Source organism: Citrobacter sp. C1 (genome assembly GCF_014596895.2).
In the GTDB taxonomy this organism is placed as follows: domain Bacteria; phylum Pseudomonadota; class Gammaproteobacteria; order Enterobacterales; family Enterobacteriaceae; genus Citrobacter; species Citrobacter gillenii.
Genome location: NZ_CP115035.1, coordinates 4169386 through 4187229, shown reverse-complemented (window position 1 = coordinate 4187229; position 17844 = coordinate 4169386). Strand labels below are relative to the sequence as shown.

The 17844-nt window shown below is 53.0% G+C and carries 13 protein-coding genes; 9 read left to right on the top strand and 4 right to left on the bottom strand.

Annotated elements, in window-relative coordinates:
- Window positions 1-231: 231 nt before the first annotated feature.
- The 4 genes from pdhR to lpdA all read left to right on the top strand — a co-directional run bounded on the left by pdhR (window position 232) and on the right by lpdA (window position 7327).
- On the top strand, window positions 232-996 hold the full coding sequence (pdhR, locus tag IB214_RS20120; protein WP_096758283.1) for a pyruvate dehydrogenase complex transcriptional repressor PdhR: 765 nt from the start codon (window positions 232-234) through the stop codon (window positions 994-996).
- 163 nt (window positions 997-1159) lie between these two features.
- Window positions 1160-3823, top strand: coding sequence for a pyruvate dehydrogenase (acetyl-transferring), homodimeric type (gene aceE / locus IB214_RS20115; protein ID WP_096758282.1), 2664 nt, complete (start codon window positions 1160-1162; stop codon window positions 3821-3823).
- Window positions 3824-3837: 14 nt separating this feature from the next.
- Window positions 3838-5727 (top strand): pyruvate dehydrogenase complex dihydrolipoyllysine-residue acetyltransferase, encoded by a 1890-nt coding sequence (gene aceF, locus IB214_RS20110; RefSeq protein WP_117342306.1) that lies wholly within the window; start codon window positions 3838-3840, stop codon window positions 5725-5727.
- Between the two features lie 175 nt (window positions 5728-5902).
- Window positions 5903-7327 (top strand): dihydrolipoyl dehydrogenase, encoded by a 1425-nt coding sequence (gene lpdA / locus IB214_RS20105; protein ID WP_096758280.1) that lies wholly within the window; start codon window positions 5903-5905, stop codon window positions 7325-7327.
- A 120-nt stretch (window positions 7328-7447) separates the two neighbouring features.
- Here lpdA and IB214_RS20100 read toward each other — a convergent pair whose 3' ends face one another.
- On the bottom strand, window positions 7448-8242 hold the full coding sequence (locus IB214_RS20100; protein WP_096758279.1) for a DUF2950 family protein: 795 nt from the start codon (window positions 8240-8242) through the stop codon (window positions 7448-7450).
- A gap of 10 nt (window positions 8243-8252) precedes the next feature.
- A complete protein-coding gene (locus tag IB214_RS20095; RefSeq protein ID WP_115259439.1) occupies window positions 8253-9857 on the bottom strand; it encodes a DUF3300 domain-containing protein in 1605 nt (534 codons plus the stop codon).
- Between the two features lie 433 nt (window positions 9858-10290).
- Here IB214_RS20095 and acnB point away from each other — a divergent pair, with 433 nt between their 5' ends.
- Complete coding sequence (acnB, locus tag IB214_RS20090; RefSeq protein WP_096758277.1) at window positions 10291-12888, top strand: bifunctional aconitate hydratase 2/2-methylisocitrate dehydratase; 2598 nt, start codon at window positions 10291-10293, stop codon at window positions 12886-12888.
- A gap of 174 nt (window positions 12889-13062) precedes the next feature.
- The gene (yacL, locus tag IB214_RS20085; protein WP_096758276.1) at window positions 13063-13425 is read left to right on the top strand and encodes a protein YacL; all 363 of its coding nucleotides are present in this window, start codon (window positions 13063-13065) and stop codon (window positions 13423-13425) included.
- Window positions 13426-13484: 59 nt separating this feature from the next.
- On the opposite strand, the gene IB214_RS20080 is transcribed toward yacL, so the two are convergent.
- Window positions 13485-13832: a YacC family pilotin-like protein gene (locus IB214_RS20080; protein ID WP_096758273.1), complete on the bottom strand. Its 348-nt coding sequence runs from the start codon at window positions 13830-13832 to the stop codon at window positions 13485-13487.
- Window positions 13833-13985: 153 nt separating this feature from the next.
- Here IB214_RS20080 and cueO point away from each other — a divergent pair, with 153 nt between their 5' ends.
- From cueO to hpt, 3 genes are all read left to right on the top strand, one after another.
- On the top strand, window positions 13986-15596 hold the full coding sequence (gene cueO, locus IB214_RS20075; RefSeq protein ID WP_117342305.1) for a multicopper oxidase CueO: 1611 nt from the start codon (window positions 13986-13988) through the stop codon (window positions 15594-15596).
- Window positions 15597-15721: 125 nt separating this feature from the next.
- Window positions 15722-16246 carry a hypothetical protein gene (locus IB214_RS20070; RefSeq protein ID WP_096758271.1) on the top strand — a complete coding sequence of 175 codons (525 nt, stop codon included), beginning with the start codon at window positions 15722-15724 and terminating at the stop codon, window positions 16244-16246.
- Window positions 16247-16493: 247 nt separating this feature from the next.
- Window positions 16494-17030, top strand: coding sequence for a hypoxanthine phosphoribosyltransferase (gene hpt, locus IB214_RS20065; RefSeq protein ID WP_003018658.1), 537 nt, complete (start codon window positions 16494-16496; stop codon window positions 17028-17030).
- Between the two features lie 72 nt (window positions 17031-17102).
- Here the strand turns inward: hpt and can are convergent, their stop codons facing one another.
- Window positions 17103-17765 (bottom strand): carbonate dehydratase, encoded by a 663-nt coding sequence (gene can / locus IB214_RS20060; protein WP_096758270.1) that lies wholly within the window; start codon window positions 17763-17765, stop codon window positions 17103-17105.
- Window positions 17766-17844: the final 79 nt, after the last annotated feature.

Below are 17844 nucleotides of genomic sequence, written 5' to 3'. Positions count from 1 at the left end.
AATTTTTCGTTTCAATTACGTTAAAACTACCTCGTGGTGGGTAAATTTAACATTTGTGCATAGTTACATGTTTGAAACGTTATTTCTGTAATGTTGTTAAAATATGCCTCCTTTACTGATTTCAATCAAAACCTGTATGGACAGAAGGTGAATACTTTGTTACTTTAGCGTCAAGAACATGAAATTGGTAAGACCAATTGACTCCGGGCAAATGGCTTAAGACAGGAAATCATGGCCTACAGCAAAATCCGCCAACCAAAACTCTCCGATGTGATTGAGCAGCAGCTGGAGTTTTTAATTCTTGAGGGGACACTACGCCCCGGAGAAAAACTCCCACCGGAACGTGAACTGGCAAAACAGTTCGACGTCTCCCGTCCCTCCTTGCGCGAGGCGATCCAACGTCTCGAAGCGAAGGGTTTGCTGCTTCGTCGTCAGGGCGGTGGCACTTTTGTTCAGAGCAGCCTGTGGCAGAGCTTTAGCGACCCACTGGTAGAGTTGCTCTCCGACCATCCTGAATCCCAGTTTGACCTGCTTGAGACGCGCCATGCGCTGGAAGGTATTGCTGCTTATTACGCCGCACTACGCAGCACGGATGAAGATAAAACGCGTATCCGTGAACTCCACCATGCGATCGAGCTTGCTCAACAGTCCGGCGATCTTGACGGCGAATCTGATGCCGTTCTCCAGTATCAAATTGCTGTCACCGAAGCGGCGCACAATGTGGTACTGCTCCATTTGCTCCGTTGTATGGAGCCGATGCTGGCCCAGAACGTTCGTCAAAACTTTGAATTGCTGTATTCGCGTCGGGATATGCTGCCGTTAGTAAGCAGTCACCGTACGCGTATTTTTGAAGCGATTATCGCCGGGAAGCCGGAAGAGGCGCGTGAAGCGTCCCACCGTCACCTGGCGTTTATCGAAGAAATTCTCCTGGACAGAAGCCGTGAGGAAAGCCGTCGTGAACGCGCCTTACGCCGCCTGGAGCAACGAAAGAATTAGTGATTTTTCTGGCAGCAAGTTAACCAGAAGATGTTGTAAATCAAGCGCCATTTAAAGTGCGCGGCAACTAAACGCAGAACCTGTCTTATTACGCTCTCTGGCGAGAACGTAATGGGACAGGTTCCAGATAACTCAACGTATTAGATAGATAAGGAATACCCCCATGTCAGAACGTTTCCCAAATGACGTGGATCCGATCGAAACTCGCGACTGGCTACAGGCGATCGAATCGGTCATCCGTGAAGAAGGTGTTGAGCGTGCTCAGTATCTGATCGACCAACTGCTTTCAGAAGCCCGCAAAGGCGGCGTGAAAGTAGCGGCAGGTACAGGGGCCAGCAATTATGTAAACACTATTGCCGTTGAAGATGAGCCGGAATACCCGGGCAATCTGGAGCTGGAACGTCGTATTCGTTCTGCTATCCGCTGGAACGCCATCATGACCGTACTGCGTGCGTCTAAAAAGGACCTCGAGCTGGGTGGCCACATGGCATCCTTCCAGTCCTCCGCAACGGTATATGATGTGTGCTTCAACCATTTCTTCCGTGCACGTAACGAGCAGGATGGCGGCGACCTGATTTACTTCCAGGGCCACATCTCTCCGGGCATCTATGCACGTGCATTCCTGGAAGGTCGTCTGACTGAAGAGCAGATGAACAACTTCCGTCAGGAAGTTCATGGCAAAGGCCTGTCTTCCTATCCGCACCCGAAACTGATGCCGGAATTCTGGCAGTTCCCGACCGTATCCATGGGTCTGGGTCCAATCGGTGCTATCTACCAGGCTAAATTCCTGAAGTATCTGGAACACCGTGGCCTGAAAGATACCTCTAAGCAGACCGTTTATGCCTTCCTGGGCGATGGCGAGATGGATGAGCCAGAATCTAAAGGCGCTATCACCATCGCGACCCGTGAAAAACTGGACAACCTGGTCTTTGTTATCAACTGTAACCTGCAGCGTCTTGACGGCCCGGTCACCGGTAACGGCAAGATTGTTAACGAACTGGAAGGCATCTTCGCAGGTGCTGGCTGGAACGTTATCAAAGTCATGTGGGGCGGTCGTTGGGATGAGCTGCTGCGTAAAGACACAAGCGGTAAACTGATCCAGCTGATGAACGAAACCGTTGACGGCGACTACCAGACCTTCAAATCCAAAGACGGCGCGTATGTTCGTGAGCACTTCTTCGGTAAATACCCGGAAACCGCAGCACTGGTTGCTGACTGGACTGACGAGCAGATTTGGGCGCTGAACCGTGGCGGTCACGATCCGAAGAAAGTTTACGCTGCACTGAAAAAAGCGCAGGAAACCAAAGGCAAAGCAACTGTAATCCTCGCCCATACCATCAAAGGTTACGGCATGGGTGACACCGCCGAAGGTAAAAACATCGCTCACCAGGTTAAAAAAATGAACATGGACGGCGTGCGTTACATCCGCGACCGTTTCAACGTTCCAGTTACCGATGAGCAGGTTGAAAACCTGTCTTACATTACCTTCCCGGAAGGTTCTGAAGAGCATACCTATCTGCACGCTCAGCGTCAGAAACTGCACGGCTACCTGCCGGCTCGTCAGCCTAACTTCACTGAGAAGCTGGAGCTGCCGGCGCTGGAAGACTTCGGTGCACTGCTGGAAGAGCAGAACAAAGAAATCTCCACCACTATCGCTTTCGTTCGTGCCCTGAACGTGATGCTGAAGAACAAGTCGATCAAAGATCGTCTGGTGCCGATCATCGCCGATGAAGCACGTACTTTCGGTATGGAAGGTCTGTTCCGTCAGATTGGTATCTACAGCCCGAACGGCCAGCAGTACACCCCGCAGGACCGTGAGCAGGTTGCTTACTACAAAGAAGACGAAAAAGGTCAGATCCTGCAGGAAGGTATCAACGAACTGGGTGCTGGTGCATCCTGGCTGGCGGCTGCGACCTCTTACAGCACCAACGATCTGCCGATGATCCCGTTCTACATCTACTACTCCATGTTCGGGTTCCAGCGTATCGGTGACCTGTGCTGGCAGGCGGGTGACCAGCAGGCGCGCGGCTTCCTGATCGGCGGGACTTCTGGTCGTACGACGCTGAACGGTGAGGGTCTGCAGCACGAAGATGGTCACAGCCATATTCAGTCTCTGACTATTCCGAACTGTATCTCTTACGATCCGTCTTACGCGTACGAAGTTGCGGTCATCATGCACGATGGTCTGGAGCGTATGTACGGTGAGAAACAAGAGAACGTTTACTACTACATCACCACGCTGAACGAAAACTACCACATGCCGGCAATGCCGGAAGGTGCTGAGGAAGGTATCCGTAAAGGTATCTACAAACTCGAAACCCTCGAAGGTAAGAAAGGTAAAGTTCAGCTGTTGGGCTCTGGTTCTATCCTGCGTCACGTCCGTGAAGCAGCGCAGATCCTGGCGAACGACTACGGCGTAGGTTCTGACGTGTATAGCGTCACGTCCTTCACTGAACTGGCGCGTGATGGCCAGGATTGTGAGCGCTGGAACATGCTGCATCCGCTGGAAACTCCGCGCGTTCCGTACATCGCTCAGGTGATGAACGACGCACCGGCTGTAGCATCTACTGACTATATGAAACTGTTTGCCGAACAGGTTCGTACTTATGTACCGGCTGATGATTATCGCGTACTGGGTACTGACGGCTTCGGTCGCTCTGACAGCCGTGAAAACCTGCGTCACCACTTCGAAGTTGATGCTTCCTATGTGGTTGTAGCGGCACTGGGCGAACTGGCTAAACGTGGCGAAATCGATAAGAAAGTGGTTGCTGACGCTATCACCAAATTCAATATCGATGCAGATAAAGTTAACCCGCGTCTGGCGTAAGAGGTAAAAGAAACATGGCTATCGAAATCAATGTACCGGACATCGGGGCTGATGAAGTTGAAATCACCGAGATCCTGGTCAAAGTAGGCGACAAAGTTGAAGCTGAACAGTCGCTGATCACCGTAGAAGGCGATAAAGCCTCTATGGAAGTTCCGTCCCCTCAGGCGGGTATCGTTAAAGATATCAAAGTCTCTGTTGGCGACAAAACTGAGACCGGCAAACTGATCATGATTTTCGATTCCGCCGACGGTGCAGCAGCTGCTGCACCTGCTCCGGCAGAAGAGAAGCAAGCAGCCGCTCCGGCAGCTGCACCTGCTGCGGCAGCAGCGAAAGACGTACACGTACCGGACATCGGCGGCGACGAAGTTGAAGTCACCGAGATTATGGTCAAAGTCGGCGACACCGTTGCGGCTGAGCAGTCGCTGATCACCGTAGAAGGCGACAAAGCCTCTATGGAAGTCCCGGCACCGTTCGCGGGTACCGTGAAAGAGATCAAAATCAACACCGGCGACAAAGTGTCTACTGGCTCCCTGATTATGGTCTTCGAAGTCGCTGGTAGCGCGCCAGCCGCGGCACCAGCTCAGGCTGCTGCACCGGCAGCCGCAGCGGCTCCGGCAGCGTCTGGCTCTAAAGAAGTTAACGTACCGGACATCGGTGGTGACGAAGTTGAAGTCACTGAAGTGATGGTCAAAGTGGGCGATAAAATTGCCGCTGAGCAGTCACTGATCACCGTTGAAGGTGACAAAGCGTCGATGGAAGTGCCGGCACCGTTCGCGGGTACCGTGAAAGAAATCAAAATCAGCACCGGCGATAAAGTGAAAACCGGTTCTCTGATTATGGTCTTCGAAGTTGAAGGCGCGGCACCGGCTGCGGCCCCTGCGCAAGCGGCTGCTCCGGCTCAGGCCGCAGCACCTGCACCTGCCGCAGCTCCGGCTCCGGCAGCAAAAGCTGAAGGCAAATCTGACTTCGCAGAAAACGACGCTTACGTCCATGCAACGCCGCTGATTCGTCGCCTGGCGCGCGAGTTCGGTGTGAACCTGGCGAAAGTGAAAGGGTCTGGCCGTAAAGGTCGTATCCTGCGCGAAGACGTTCAGGCTTACGTGAAAGACGCGGTTAAACGCGCTGAATCTGCACCGGCAGCTGCGGCTGGCGGCGGTATCCCGGGCATGCTGCCTTGGCCGAAAGTGGACTTCAGCAAGTTTGGTGAAATCGAAGAAGTGGAACTGGGTCGCATCCAGAAAATCTCTGGCGCTAACCTGAGCCGTAACTGGGTGATGATCCCGCACGTTACCCACTTCGATAAAACCGATATCACCGATCTGGAAGCGTTCCGTAAACAGCAGAACGCCGAAGCTGAGAAGCGTAAACTGGATGTGAAATTCACCCCAGTAGTCTTCATCATGAAAGCGGTCGCAGCGGCTCTTGAGCAGATGCCACGCTTCAACAGCTCCCTGTCCGAAGATGGTCAGAAGCTGACGCTGAAGAAATACATCAACATCGGTGTTGCGGTCGATACGCCAAATGGTCTGGTTGTTCCGGTCTTTAAAGATGTGAACAAGAAGAGCATTACCGAGCTGTCTCGTGAACTGACGGTGATCTCTAAGAAAGCGCGTGATGGTAAGCTGACGGCTGGCGAAATGCAGGGCGGTTGCTTCACTATCTCCAGCATCGGCGGCCTGGGGACTACCCACTTCGCACCGATTGTGAACGCGCCTGAAGTGGCTATCCTTGGCGTGTCCAAGTCGGCTATTGAACCGGTGTGGAATGGTAAAGAGTTTACTCCGCGTCTGATGATGCCGATTTCTCTCTCCTTTGACCACCGCGTGATTGACGGTGCTGATGGTGCTCGTTTCATTACCATCATCAACAACACGCTGTCTGACATTCGCCGTCTGGTGATGTAAGCGAAAAAGCCGGCCCGACGGCCGGCTTTTTTCTGGTAATCTCATGAAGTCAGTGAGGTTATTGTGCGAAAGACAAATCGGTTGCCGTTTGTTGTTTCAAAATTGTTAACAATTTTGTAAAATACCGGCGGATAGAACGACCCGGTGGACGACGGGTATAAATTAAGAGGTCATGATGAGCACTGAAATCAAAACTCAAGTCGTGGTACTTGGGGCAGGCCCGGCAGGTTACTCTGCTGCCTTCCGTTGCGCAGATTTAGGTCTGGAGACCGTCATCGTAGAACGTTACAGCACCCTTGGTGGTGTTTGTCTGAACGTCGGCTGTATCCCTTCTAAAGCGCTGTTGCACGTAGCAAAAGTTATCGAAGAAGCGAAAGCACTGGCCGATCACGGTATCGTCTTCGGTGAGCCGAAAACCGATATCGACAAGATTCGTACCTGGAAAGAAAAAGTTATCACTCAACTGACCGGCGGTCTGGCTGGTATGGCTAAAGGCCGTAAAGTGAAAGTGGTAAACGGTCTGGGTAAATTTACTGGGGCTAACACCCTGGAAGTTGAAGGCGAAAACGGTAAAACCGTGATCAACTTCGACAACGCTATCATCGCGGCGGGTTCCCGTCCGATTGAACTGCCATTTATTCCGCACGAAGACCCGCGTGTGTGGGACTCCACCGACGCACTGGAACTGAAAACCGTACCAAAACGCCTGCTGGTTATGGGTGGCGGTATCATCGGTCTGGAAATGGGGACCGTTTACCATGCGCTGGGTTCAGAGATTGACGTGGTTGAAATGTTCGACCAGGTTATCCCTGCTGCCGATAAAGACGTGGTAAAAGTCTTCACCAAACGTATCAGCAAGAAATTCAACCTGATGCTGGAAACCAAAGTGACTGCCGTTGAAGCGAAAGAAGACGGTATTTACGTTTCCATGGAAGGCAAAAAAGCACCTGCTGAAGCACAGCGTTACGACGCCGTACTGGTTGCTATTGGTCGTGTACCGAACGGTAAAAACCTCGATGCAGGAAAAGCGGGCGTTGAAGTTGATGACCGTGGCTTTATCCGCGTTGACAAACAGCTGCGTACCAACGTACCGCACATCTTTGCTATCGGCGATATCGTCGGTCAGCCGATGCTGGCGCACAAAGGTGTTCATGAAGGCCACGTTGCCGCTGAAGTTATCGCTGGTAAGAAACACTACTTCGATCCGAAAGTGATTCCGTCCATTGCCTACACTGAACCAGAAGTTGCCTGGGTCGGTCTGACCGAGAAAGAAGCGAAAGAAAAAGGCATCAGCTACGAAACCGCCACCTTCCCGTGGGCTGCTTCTGGCCGTGCTATCGCTTCTGACTGTGCAGACGGTATGACTAAACTGATTTTCGACAAAGAATCTCACCGTGTTATCGGTGGTGCGATTGTCGGTACCAACGGCGGCGAGCTGCTGGGCGAAATCGGTCTGGCGATCGAAATGGGTTGTGATGCGGAAGACATCGCGCTGACCATCCACGCACACCCGACTCTGCACGAGTCCGTGGGCCTGGCGGCAGAAATCTTTGAAGGTAGCATTACCGACCTGCCGAACCCGAAAGCGAAGAAGAAGTAATCTTCTGACTTTGTAAGAAACGCCTCTTCGGAGGCGTTTTTTTTGCCTGTAACGACCTGTAATCTCAGATAACCTGCCGGGTAGCACTCGCGCTGACCCGGCCTTCGGTTTTCCCCCGTTTTACTGCGCGACGGGATGCCAGCTTTTATCCGGGGCGTAGGTGGTCAACGCCTGCGCTTTTTCTTGTGATGCTTCACCAAGATCTGCCTGGTAGACGGTGTCATCGCCGTTAATCATAAAGCTCATCACGCCCGTATGACCGTAGCTGACGGGCCAGGCCACCATCGCAAAGCCGCTGGTTTTGTCGGGAAGGATGCGGAAACGATAACCGTGATAACCCGTGCCAGGCTCCTGCGGGCTGAAGGCCGGTCCCAGAGGGCTTGGCGCTTCGCCTGGTGCAACGGGCCAGTACAGGCCATCCTTTTTCCCTTCCGTGCTGACAACCTTCTGCGCATACTTCTGGTTCATCGCAAAATAGCTCTGCTGAGCATCCACATAGGCGTGTAATGCCTCGATGGCGGCGAGTTCGTTGCGGCCAATTTCGCGAGTCTGGATCTCTTCGGCGGCTTGCTGCATATCAAATTGCCAGCCGGATGTGGTTTTGATCACCGGGATTGGCAACTGCCAGCCGCTGTCCCCGACAACAAGGTGCGCGGTATTGCCCTCGACGACGGTATTATGATGGACCTTCCAGTCACGCAGGAAGCGATCAACGGCATCAGGATCGACACCTTCTGGCGGCAGAAAATCGCGCCAGTCTTCTCCAAGCAGGTTGTTCATCGCACTTTCATTTTGTTCACCTATCGCGCTGGCCAGTGCGTCGGTTGCCTGGTCTGGTGTACTGAAAGATTGCTGTGCCATCGCGGTGGCCGAAACCATGAACAACACCATTCCACTGAGTAATTTCATTTTCATGTCGGTTCCCTTAACGATGACGGAGTTCACGGTGTTCAGCGCGCCCGCCGGATGCCTGGCGCGATGGTTGGTTGCGGGATATTTCCCTGCTCTGAGCGCCTCGCTGCTGCTGTGCTTGCCAGCTGCCTGAGCGACTATCGTTACCGCTCAGCGCATTGGCGCGCGGCTGACTGGCGCGCTGTTGAGTATTCCGCTGTTGCACGTTGCGTTGCTGTGCAGGTTGCGAAACCCGTTTCTCCTGTCTCTGCGCGGTCGTCTGGCGAGTCTCTCGTTGTTGCGTGCTTGTCCGCTTCGCGGTTTGTGGTTTTGTGTCATAGCCACGGTAGTTGTTGCGCTGAGAAATCTGCTTCAACTGTTGATTTGATGCCTGGCGCTGAGCATCTTTCGTTCCCGGACGCGCGGTCTGAGAAAGCGTTTTACCCGTCGATTTCTCCATCTGACTCATGGCTGCCTGACGCTGGCTATCGCGGTTGACTGCTCTTTGCGGGTTTTGCTGGGTCGCACTGAGCCCGGTTGCCGTGTTTGTGGCGTGGAAGCGGTTATTGAGCTGGTTATTCGCATAGGGTACACCCTCACGATAGGCCGGGTTATGCTGCCAGGTACGGTTGGCGTCAGTCAGCCGTTGACCACTGATTTTATTGAAGTTATCAACGTTGATATTGATGTTGTTATCGCCGTTGCGGTTATAACCGCCATGATTATCCCAGTCATCATTATTATGGTGGTGGTCCCAGTCGTCGTCGTCATCCCAGTCGATGTTGCTGAAGATGGCATAGGTTGTCGCTACCCCCAGACTGAAGCCTAAACCGTTAACGAAGCTGCTGCCAAATTGCTCACCGGGCGATGGCGGCAGATAGGTGGGAGGATAGGCGGTATTTGGCCAGGTGCCGTACACCGTATTCGGGTTATAGGTCGGAACGTAAACCACCTGTGGATCGGCAGATTCAATTTTAATAACCGTTGGACTTGTTGTGGTGGTGGTCGTGGTATGGGTTGTCGACTGACTGGTGTCGGTTTTCGTCGGTGCAGGCTTTGTTACGGTGGTAACCGTCTGCTGAGGCGTTGATTGTAATGCCCCGGTTTGCTGCGCCAGTGCGCGCAGGCGTTGAACGGAGTCCATCACGTCCTGTGGCTGCGCGAGGAAAGCATCACCCAGGCTTTGTACCCACGGCGGATTTTCACCTAACAGTGACATCAACTGAGGAAACGCGACCAGTGATTTTACGCTAGGGTCCCAGGGCTGCCCGGCAACGGCCTGAATAGCGGCGTCACCCTGCATTTTAGGATTGTCTTTAGACCACTGCGCGGCCTGGATAACGTTGGCCGGATAGGTCGCCGCCATCAAAATTTGCGACAGCAATGCATCCGGGTACAGCGCGACTGGCGCAACCCACTGATCGATTTGTGCGGCAGTGTATGTTGGTGCGACAGCGGGCGCGGATTGCACGGCAGGTGCAGCTACGGGCGCTGGAGCAGGTGCTGAAGGTTGTTGTGCGACAGGGGCCGGTGCAACGGGTTCCGTTGTGCGGCTTTTGACGAACATCACGCCAGAGGCGGCAAACAGCCCGGCACTGCACAGAAGGACGAGCAGATGTGGCTTAAAGGGCAACTTCATAAAATGACTCCAACGAGACAAGCGCTGTGCCGTAAGGCGTTTCTGTTGCCGCGAGTATTATTCACCCGTGTTTTACAGTTTTGACTTTTATTGGGTAACCGCCCGGTATGTCCGGAAAAAGAGTGTGAACATTTATTACACAATTATATCTGATGCCTGAAAACGCGTAGAAATATTCTGATGCCACCGTTTTAAATCAATCGCTTTAAGAGAGTGGGAGGGGACACAAATTTGCCTCGCCTCCTTGCTATACCATTCTTAACGATTCAGCCAATTTTTTATGTTGCTTTTTTGTAAACGGATTAACACTTAGTGAAAATCCTGTTATTGTGCCTTATGCGGTACCGGGCATTTACCCTACAAACTGCTGTCTCACAGGAGCGTGAAGAGAATCGCCTACCGCATATGACAATGAGAGCGAGGAGATACCGTCGTGCTAGAAGAATACCGTAAGCACGTAGCTGAGCGTGCCGCCTTAGGGATTGTGCCAAAACCGTTAGACGCAACCCAAATGGCCGCACTTGTCGAGCTGCTGAAGACCCCGCCTGTGGGCGAAGAAGAATTCCTGTTAGACCTGTTGATCAACCGCGTTCCTCCTGGCGTAGATGAAGCCGCTTATGTTAAAGCGGGTTTTCTTGCTGCCGTCGCGAAAGGCGACACTATGTCCCCGCTGGTGACACCAGAGAAAGCCATTGAACTGCTGGGCACCATGCAAGGCGGATACAACATTCATCCGCTGATTGACGCGCTGGACGATGCGAAACTGGCGCCGATTGCCGCTAAAGCACTGTCCCATACGCTGCTGATGTTCGATAACTTCTATGACGTAGAAGAAAAAGCCAAAGCGGGCAACGCCTACGCGAAGCAGGTAATGCAGTCCTGGGCCGATGCCGAATGGTTCCTGAACCGTCCAGCACTCGCTGAGAAAATGACCGTTACCGTGTTCAAAGTGACCGGCGAAACCAATACCGACGACCTGTCTCCGGCTCCGGATGCATGGTCGCGTCCGGATATCCCGCTGCACGCGCTGGCGATGTTGAAAAACGCCCGCGAAGGCATTGAGCCAGATCAACCGGGTGCCGTTGGTCCGATCAAACAGATTGAAGAACTGCAGAAGAAAGGCTACCCACTGGCCTACGTTGGCGACGTTGTCGGCACCGGTTCTTCACGTAAATCTGCGACCAACTCCGTACTGTGGTTCATGGGCGATGACATCCCGAACGTGCCGAACAAGCGCGGCGGTGGTCTGTGCCTCGGTGGTAAAATTGCGCCAATCTTCTTCAACACCATGGAAGATGCAGGCGCGCTGCCGATTGAAGTGGACGTAAACAACCTGAACATGGGCGACGTGATTGACGTTTACCCACTCAAAGGTGAAGTGCGTAACCATGAAACCAATGAACTGCTGGCGACCTTTGAGCTGAAAACCGATGTGCTGATTGACGAGGTACGCGCCGGTGGCCGTATTCCGCTGATCATCGGTCGCGGCCTGACCACCAAAGCGCGTGAAGCGCTGGGTCTGCCGCACAGCGACGTATTCCGTCAGGCGAAAGACGTGGCGGAAAGCAACCGCGGCTACTCGCTGGCACAGAAAATGGTCGGGCGTGCCTGCGGTGTTACCGGTATTCGTCCGGGTGCTTACTGCGAACCGAAAATGACCTCTGTAGGTTCTCAGGACACCACCGGTCCAATGACCCGTGATGAACTGAAAGACCTGGCGTGCCTGGGCTTCTCCGCAGACCTGGTGATGCAGTCGTTCTGTCATACCGCCGCCTATCCGAAGCCGGTTGACGTGACCACGCACCACACACTGCCTGACTTCATCATGAACCGTGGCGGCGTCTCGCTGCGTCCGGGCGATGGTGTTATTCACTCGTGGCTGAACCGCATGCTGCTGCCGGATACCGTCGGTACCGGTGGTGACTCGCATACCCGTTTCCCGATCGGTATTTCCTTCCCGGCGGGTTCTGGTCTGGTAGCGTTTGCCGCTGCAACCGGCGTGATGCCGCTGGATATGCCGGAGTCAGTGCTGGTGCGCTTCAAAGGCAAAATGCAGCCGGGTATCACCCTGCGCGATCTGGTCCATGCGATCCCGCTGTACGCGATCAAGCAGGGCCTGCTGACCGTTGAGAAGAAAGGTAAGAAAAACATCTTCTCCGGCCGCATCCTGGAAATCGAAGGCCTGCCGGATCTGAAAGTCGAGCAGGCATTTGAACTGACCGATGCGTCCGCTGAGCGTTCTGCTGCTGGCTGTACCATTAAGCTGAACAAAGAGCCGATCGTTGAGTACCTGACATCTAACATCGTCCTGCTGAAGTGGATGATCGCAGAAGGTTACGGTGACCGTCGTACGCTGGAACGTCGTATCCAGGGCATGGAAAAATGGCTGGCGGATCCACAGCTGCTCGAAGCCGACGCTGACGCAGATTATGCGGCAGTGATCGACATCGATCTGGCGGATATCAAAGAGCCAATCCTGTGTGCGCCGAACGATCCTGACGACGCGCGTCTGCTGTCTGACGTGCAGGGTGAGAAGATCGACGAAGTGTTCATCGGTTCCTGCATGACCAACATTGGTCACTTCCGTGCCGCAGGTAAGCTGCTGGATGCGCATAAAGGCCAGCTGCCGACCCGTCTGTGGGTGGCACCGCCAACCCGTATGGATGCCGCACAGCTGACCGAAGAGGGCTATTACAGCGTCTTTGGTAAGAGCGGGGCGCGTATTGAGATCCCGGGCTGTTCACTGTGCATGGGTAACCAGGCGCGTGTGGCCGACGGTGCGACCGTGGTGTCAACGTCAACGCGTAACTTCCCGAACCGTTTAGGTACCGGCGCGAACGTTTATCTGGCGTCTGCGGAACTGGCGGCCGTGGCGGCGCTGATTGGTAAGCTGCCAACGGCGGAAGAGTATCAGACCTATGTTGCCCAGGTGGATAAAACCGCCGTGGATACCTACCGTTATCTGAACTTTGACCAGCTCTCTCAGTACACCGAGAAAGCGGACAGCGTGATTTTCCAGACGGCGGTATAATTCGCTAGCGGATTTTGCACAAAAACGCATCAATGCCCGGAGAGGTCACCTTCTTCGGGCATTTTTATTTCTATTCCTTATACCCGTTACGCTTTTTTTCTGCCGCGCTGCTGCGATAATTACAGCAAGGTGCAGTGCGGTATTGGCGCACTGCCGGGAGCAGAGGAACACATTATGGATTACGAATTTCTGCGCGATATTACCGGAGTGGTAAAAGTGCGAATGTCCATGGGCCACGAAGTGGTAGGGCACTGGTTTAATGAAGAAGTGAAAGAGAACCTGGCCTTACTGGATGAAGTGGAACAGGCAGCGCGTGCGGTAAAAGGCAGTGAGCGTTCCTGGCAGCGGGCAGGGCATGAGTACACGCTCTGGCTGGATGGCGAAGAAGTGATGGTGCGTGCCAATCAACTGGAGTTTACGGGCGACGAAATGGAAGAAGGGATGAACTACTACGACGAAGAGAGTTTGTCTCTGTGCGGCGTCGAAGATTTCCTTCAGGTAGTGGCGGCATACCGCGAGTTTGTTCAGCAGAAATAATGATTGCCGTCGGATGTATTTTGTAGGCCGGATAAGCGCAAGCGCCATCCGGCATCACATTATTTAACGTAGGCCAACAGGCTCAGGGAGTCACGCGCTAGCGCTTTGCACTTTTTGGCAACCGGGATCCCGATACCGCTTAAATCGCGATAGCTGTCTTCACCGAGTGATTTCATGTCGAAGGTGTCGTAATTACTGAGGTCCCACTGGTTCTGCTGGGCAAAAAAGACCAGTGCGCGACGGATCTGCCCATTGGGCAAATTCTGGTATCCACAGTCATTTTTCAGAAAGACAAACACTGCCGTTAAATCGGCCATATCTTCGGCTTCGGACTCGCTGAGCGCGTAGCTATTTGCGCATACGGCCATCAGGCTGCCGAACAAAATTGTTCTGAAAAACGTCTTCATTGCTTCTACCACTGCATCACGGAATTTAAACGTTAGCACACTGCGAGCGAAGCGACGACCTTTATTATCAGCGGTTCACTTGACCTTCCCGTAAGGGGAAGGCTTATGCTTAAAAGATAGCCTGCTTAAGCTGCTGAATATAAGGAAGTGATTATGCAACGTCGTGACTTTTTAAAGTACTCCGTGGCGCTGGGCGTCGCGTCAGCGTTACCTCTCTGGAGCCGTTCGGTTTTCGCTGCTGAGCGTCCTGCTTTACCTATCCCTGATCTGTTAACGACAGATGCTGCCGATCGTATACAGTTGATCGTTCAAGCCGGGCAGTCGACCTTTGCAGGTAAAACCGCGACCACCTGGGGATATAACGGTAATTTACTGGGACCGGCGCTGAAACTGCAGAAAGGTAAAGCGGTCACCGTTGATATCCATAATCAGCTGGCCGAAGAGACGACGCTGCACTGGCACGGCCTGGAAATTCCCGGCGACGTCGATGGCGGACCGCAAGGGGTTATTCAGGCGGGCGGGAAACGTTCTGTGACCTTCACGCCCGAACAACGGGCAGCGACCTGCTGGTTCCACCCACATCAGCACGGCAAAACCGGTCGTCAGGTGGCGATGGGGCTGGCCGGACTGGTGCTGATTGAAGATGAGGACATCCACAAACTGCTGTTGCCGAAACAGTGGGGCATTGATGATGTTCCGGTGATTATTCAGGACAAACAGTTCTCCGCAGACGGACAAATTAACTATCAGCTGGATATGATGACCGCCGCCGTCGGGTGGTTTGGCGATACGCTGCTGACTAACGGGGCGATGTATCCGCAGCATGCCGCGCCGCGCGGTTGGCTGCGTCTGCGTTTGCTGAATGGCTGTAACGCCCGCTCACTAAACGTGGCGGCCAGCGACAACCGTCCACTGTACGTCATTGCCAGCGACGGCGGACTGTTGGCAGAGCCGGTGAAAGTCTCCGAGCTGCCCATGCTGATGGGCGAACGGTTTGAAGTGCTGGTGGATATCAGCGATGGCAAAGCTTTTGATCTGGTCACGCTGCCGGTGAGTCAGATGGGGATGGCGATTGCGCCCTTTGATAAGCCGCATCCGGTGATGCGCATCCAGCCATTGCGTATCACCGCTTCCGGTACGCTGCCGGACACGTTGACCACCCTGCCAGCCTTGCCTTCACTGGAAGGACTGACGGTGCGCAGGCTGCAGCTGTCTATGGACCCGATGCTCGACATGATGGGCATGCAAATGCTGATGCAGAAATATGGCGACCAGGCCATGGCAGGCATGGGGCATGGGCAGATGATGGGGCATATGAATAATGGCGAGATGGGCCACGGTAAAATGAATCATGGCAACATGAATCACGGTAATATGAATCACGGCAATATGGGCAGCATGGACCACGGCGGGACGTTCGATTTCCATAATGCCAACCGCATTAATGGCCAGGCATTTGATATGAATAAACCGATGTTTGCCGCGACGAAAGGTCAGCACGAACGCTGGGTGATTTCCGGGCAGGGCGACATGATGCTGCATCCGTTCCATATTCACGGCACCCAATTCCGCATTCTGTCTGAGAACGGTAAAGCACCGGCCGCGCACCGTGCGGGCTGGAAGGATACTGTTCGTGTTGAAGGCGGCGTCAGCGAAGTGTTAGTGAAGTTTGATCACGACGCACCGAAAGAGCATGCCTATATGGCGCACTGCCATCTGTTAGAACATGAAGATACCGGCATGATGCTCGGCTTTACCGTGTAACAAAATGGCCGGATGGTATTTTTGCCATCCGGTAAAACAGGATGTTCTTAAAATGGGCATTTACCGTTTCATTCATTAGCGCGGCGGATATACTGATATGATTAATAATAAATCATGAGGTTAGAATGGATCTTTTCCGCAAGGTACTCACCGCATCTTTTGTCATGATGGTGGCAATTTCAGCGCATGCCGAAATGAAAATGCAACGCCAGAATATCCCGCAGCTCAATTTGAGTATCGAAATTCCGCAAACGCTGACGCCAATGTCCGACGAAATGGCGAAAATTAAATACCCTTCGGAAAATCGTCCGCAGGTTATTTATGGCGACGAGCGTGGCAAGGCCTCTTTAGGGATGACCGCCGGGCGCAGCGCGTTGCCCGCATCACAGTTGGATCAAGCGAAAGATGCGATGCTAAAAATGCTGACTAACTTCAAACCGCAGGCGGAAGCCGTGACCGTGGATGGGCATAAAGCCTGGCTGATTACCTTCCGCTCCCAGGCGCCGGATACCGAAATCCTGAATATGATGCTGGTAACGTCGGAAAAAGATAAAGCCGTGCAGGTCGCTTTTAATATGACCAAAGATTTGGTTGAACAATATCAGGATGTGGCGAAAGCATCGTTAATGTCTCTTAAATTTGATAAGTGATTGTTGTCAAAAATCTGAGAGCAATAAAATACCCGCAGTAAATAGCGGGTATTTTTATTGAGTCTTGCCCAGGGCGGCCAGGGAAGACCCATGTTCTCTGTTCTGATGTGGGGTAAAGATACCGTCATAGGACAACAGATGCCGCGAATAAAGGCTTTTACTGGTATACTTCGTACCTTGCGCTTAGATGCTGTCTTATTAAGAGTGAGCATTGAGTGATTTGTTTTTAAATCATATGGTTAGAGATATGAAACATACTGTAGAAGTCATGATCCCGGAAGCGGAGATCAAAGCGCGCATTGCTGAACTCGGGCGTCAGATTAACGAACGTTACAAGGACAGCGGCAGTGACATGGTGCTGGTTGGTCTGTTACGCGGCTCATTTATGTTTATGGCAGACCTGTGCCGTGAAGTGCATGTCTCCCACGAAGTCGACTTCATGACTGCCTCAAGCTACGGCAGCGGCATGTCGACTACCCGTGATGTTAAAATCCTCAAAGACCTGGATGAAGACATTCGTGGTAAAGATGTACTGATTGTCGAAGATATCATCGACTCCGGTAACACGCTGTCAAAAGTGCGTGAAATCCTCAGCCTGCGCGAGCCGAAATCTCTGGCTATTTGTACGCTGCTGGACAAACCCTCCCGTCGTGAAGTGAATGTTCCAGTCGAATTTATCGGCTTTTCCATTCCGGATGAGTTTGTTGTCGGTTATGGCATTGACTACGCCCAGCGTTATCGCCATCTGCCGTATGTTGGCAAAGTGGTACTGCTGGACGAGTAAAACTGCGAACGTGCCTGATGGTGAGCGTTTTGTAGGCCGGGTAAGGCGTAGCCGCCCCCCGGCAATGTTGCGTTACTTATGGTTACTGTGCTTTTGGCTGAGGTTTGACAGCCCCTGTCGGTAGCGCTGTTCCAGGGATTCACGGCTGGTGGCGGTCACGTCCAGATCGCGAAGTAGGCCATCATGAATACCGTAGGCCCATCCGTGAATAGTGACCTTCTGACCACGCTTCCAGGCTGAACGCATGATGGTGGAGTGGCCCAGGTTGTAGACCTGCTCCATGACATTCAGCTCGCACAGTGTATCAATACGACGCTCCGGCGGCATTTCCCCGAGCAGTGAGCTGTGTTTAAACCAGATATCGCGGATATGCAGCAACCAGTTATCAATCAGTCCCAATTCTGTATTTTCAATGGCGGCCTGTACGCCACCGCAACCGTAGTGCCCACAAATAATAATGTGTTCCACTTCCAGCACATCAACCGCATACTGAACCACTGAGAGGCAGTTCAGATCGGTATGAATTACCAGATTGGCGACATTACGGTGAACAAATAATTCGCCCGGTTCAAGACCGGTTAAACGTTCCGCGGGAACGCGGCTATCGGAGCATCCAATCCATAGAAAGCGCGGATTCTGCGCATGCGTCAGCGTTTCAAAAAATCCGGGGTCCTCTTCTATCAGCATCTTTGACCATAGTGCATTGTTGCTGATAAGTGTATCTATGTCTTTCATGGAGGCTGTAACCCAGTAAATTGCGTTGCGCTAATATAGGGTAACTCCTGATTTATTAAAACCAAATATCAAGTATTAG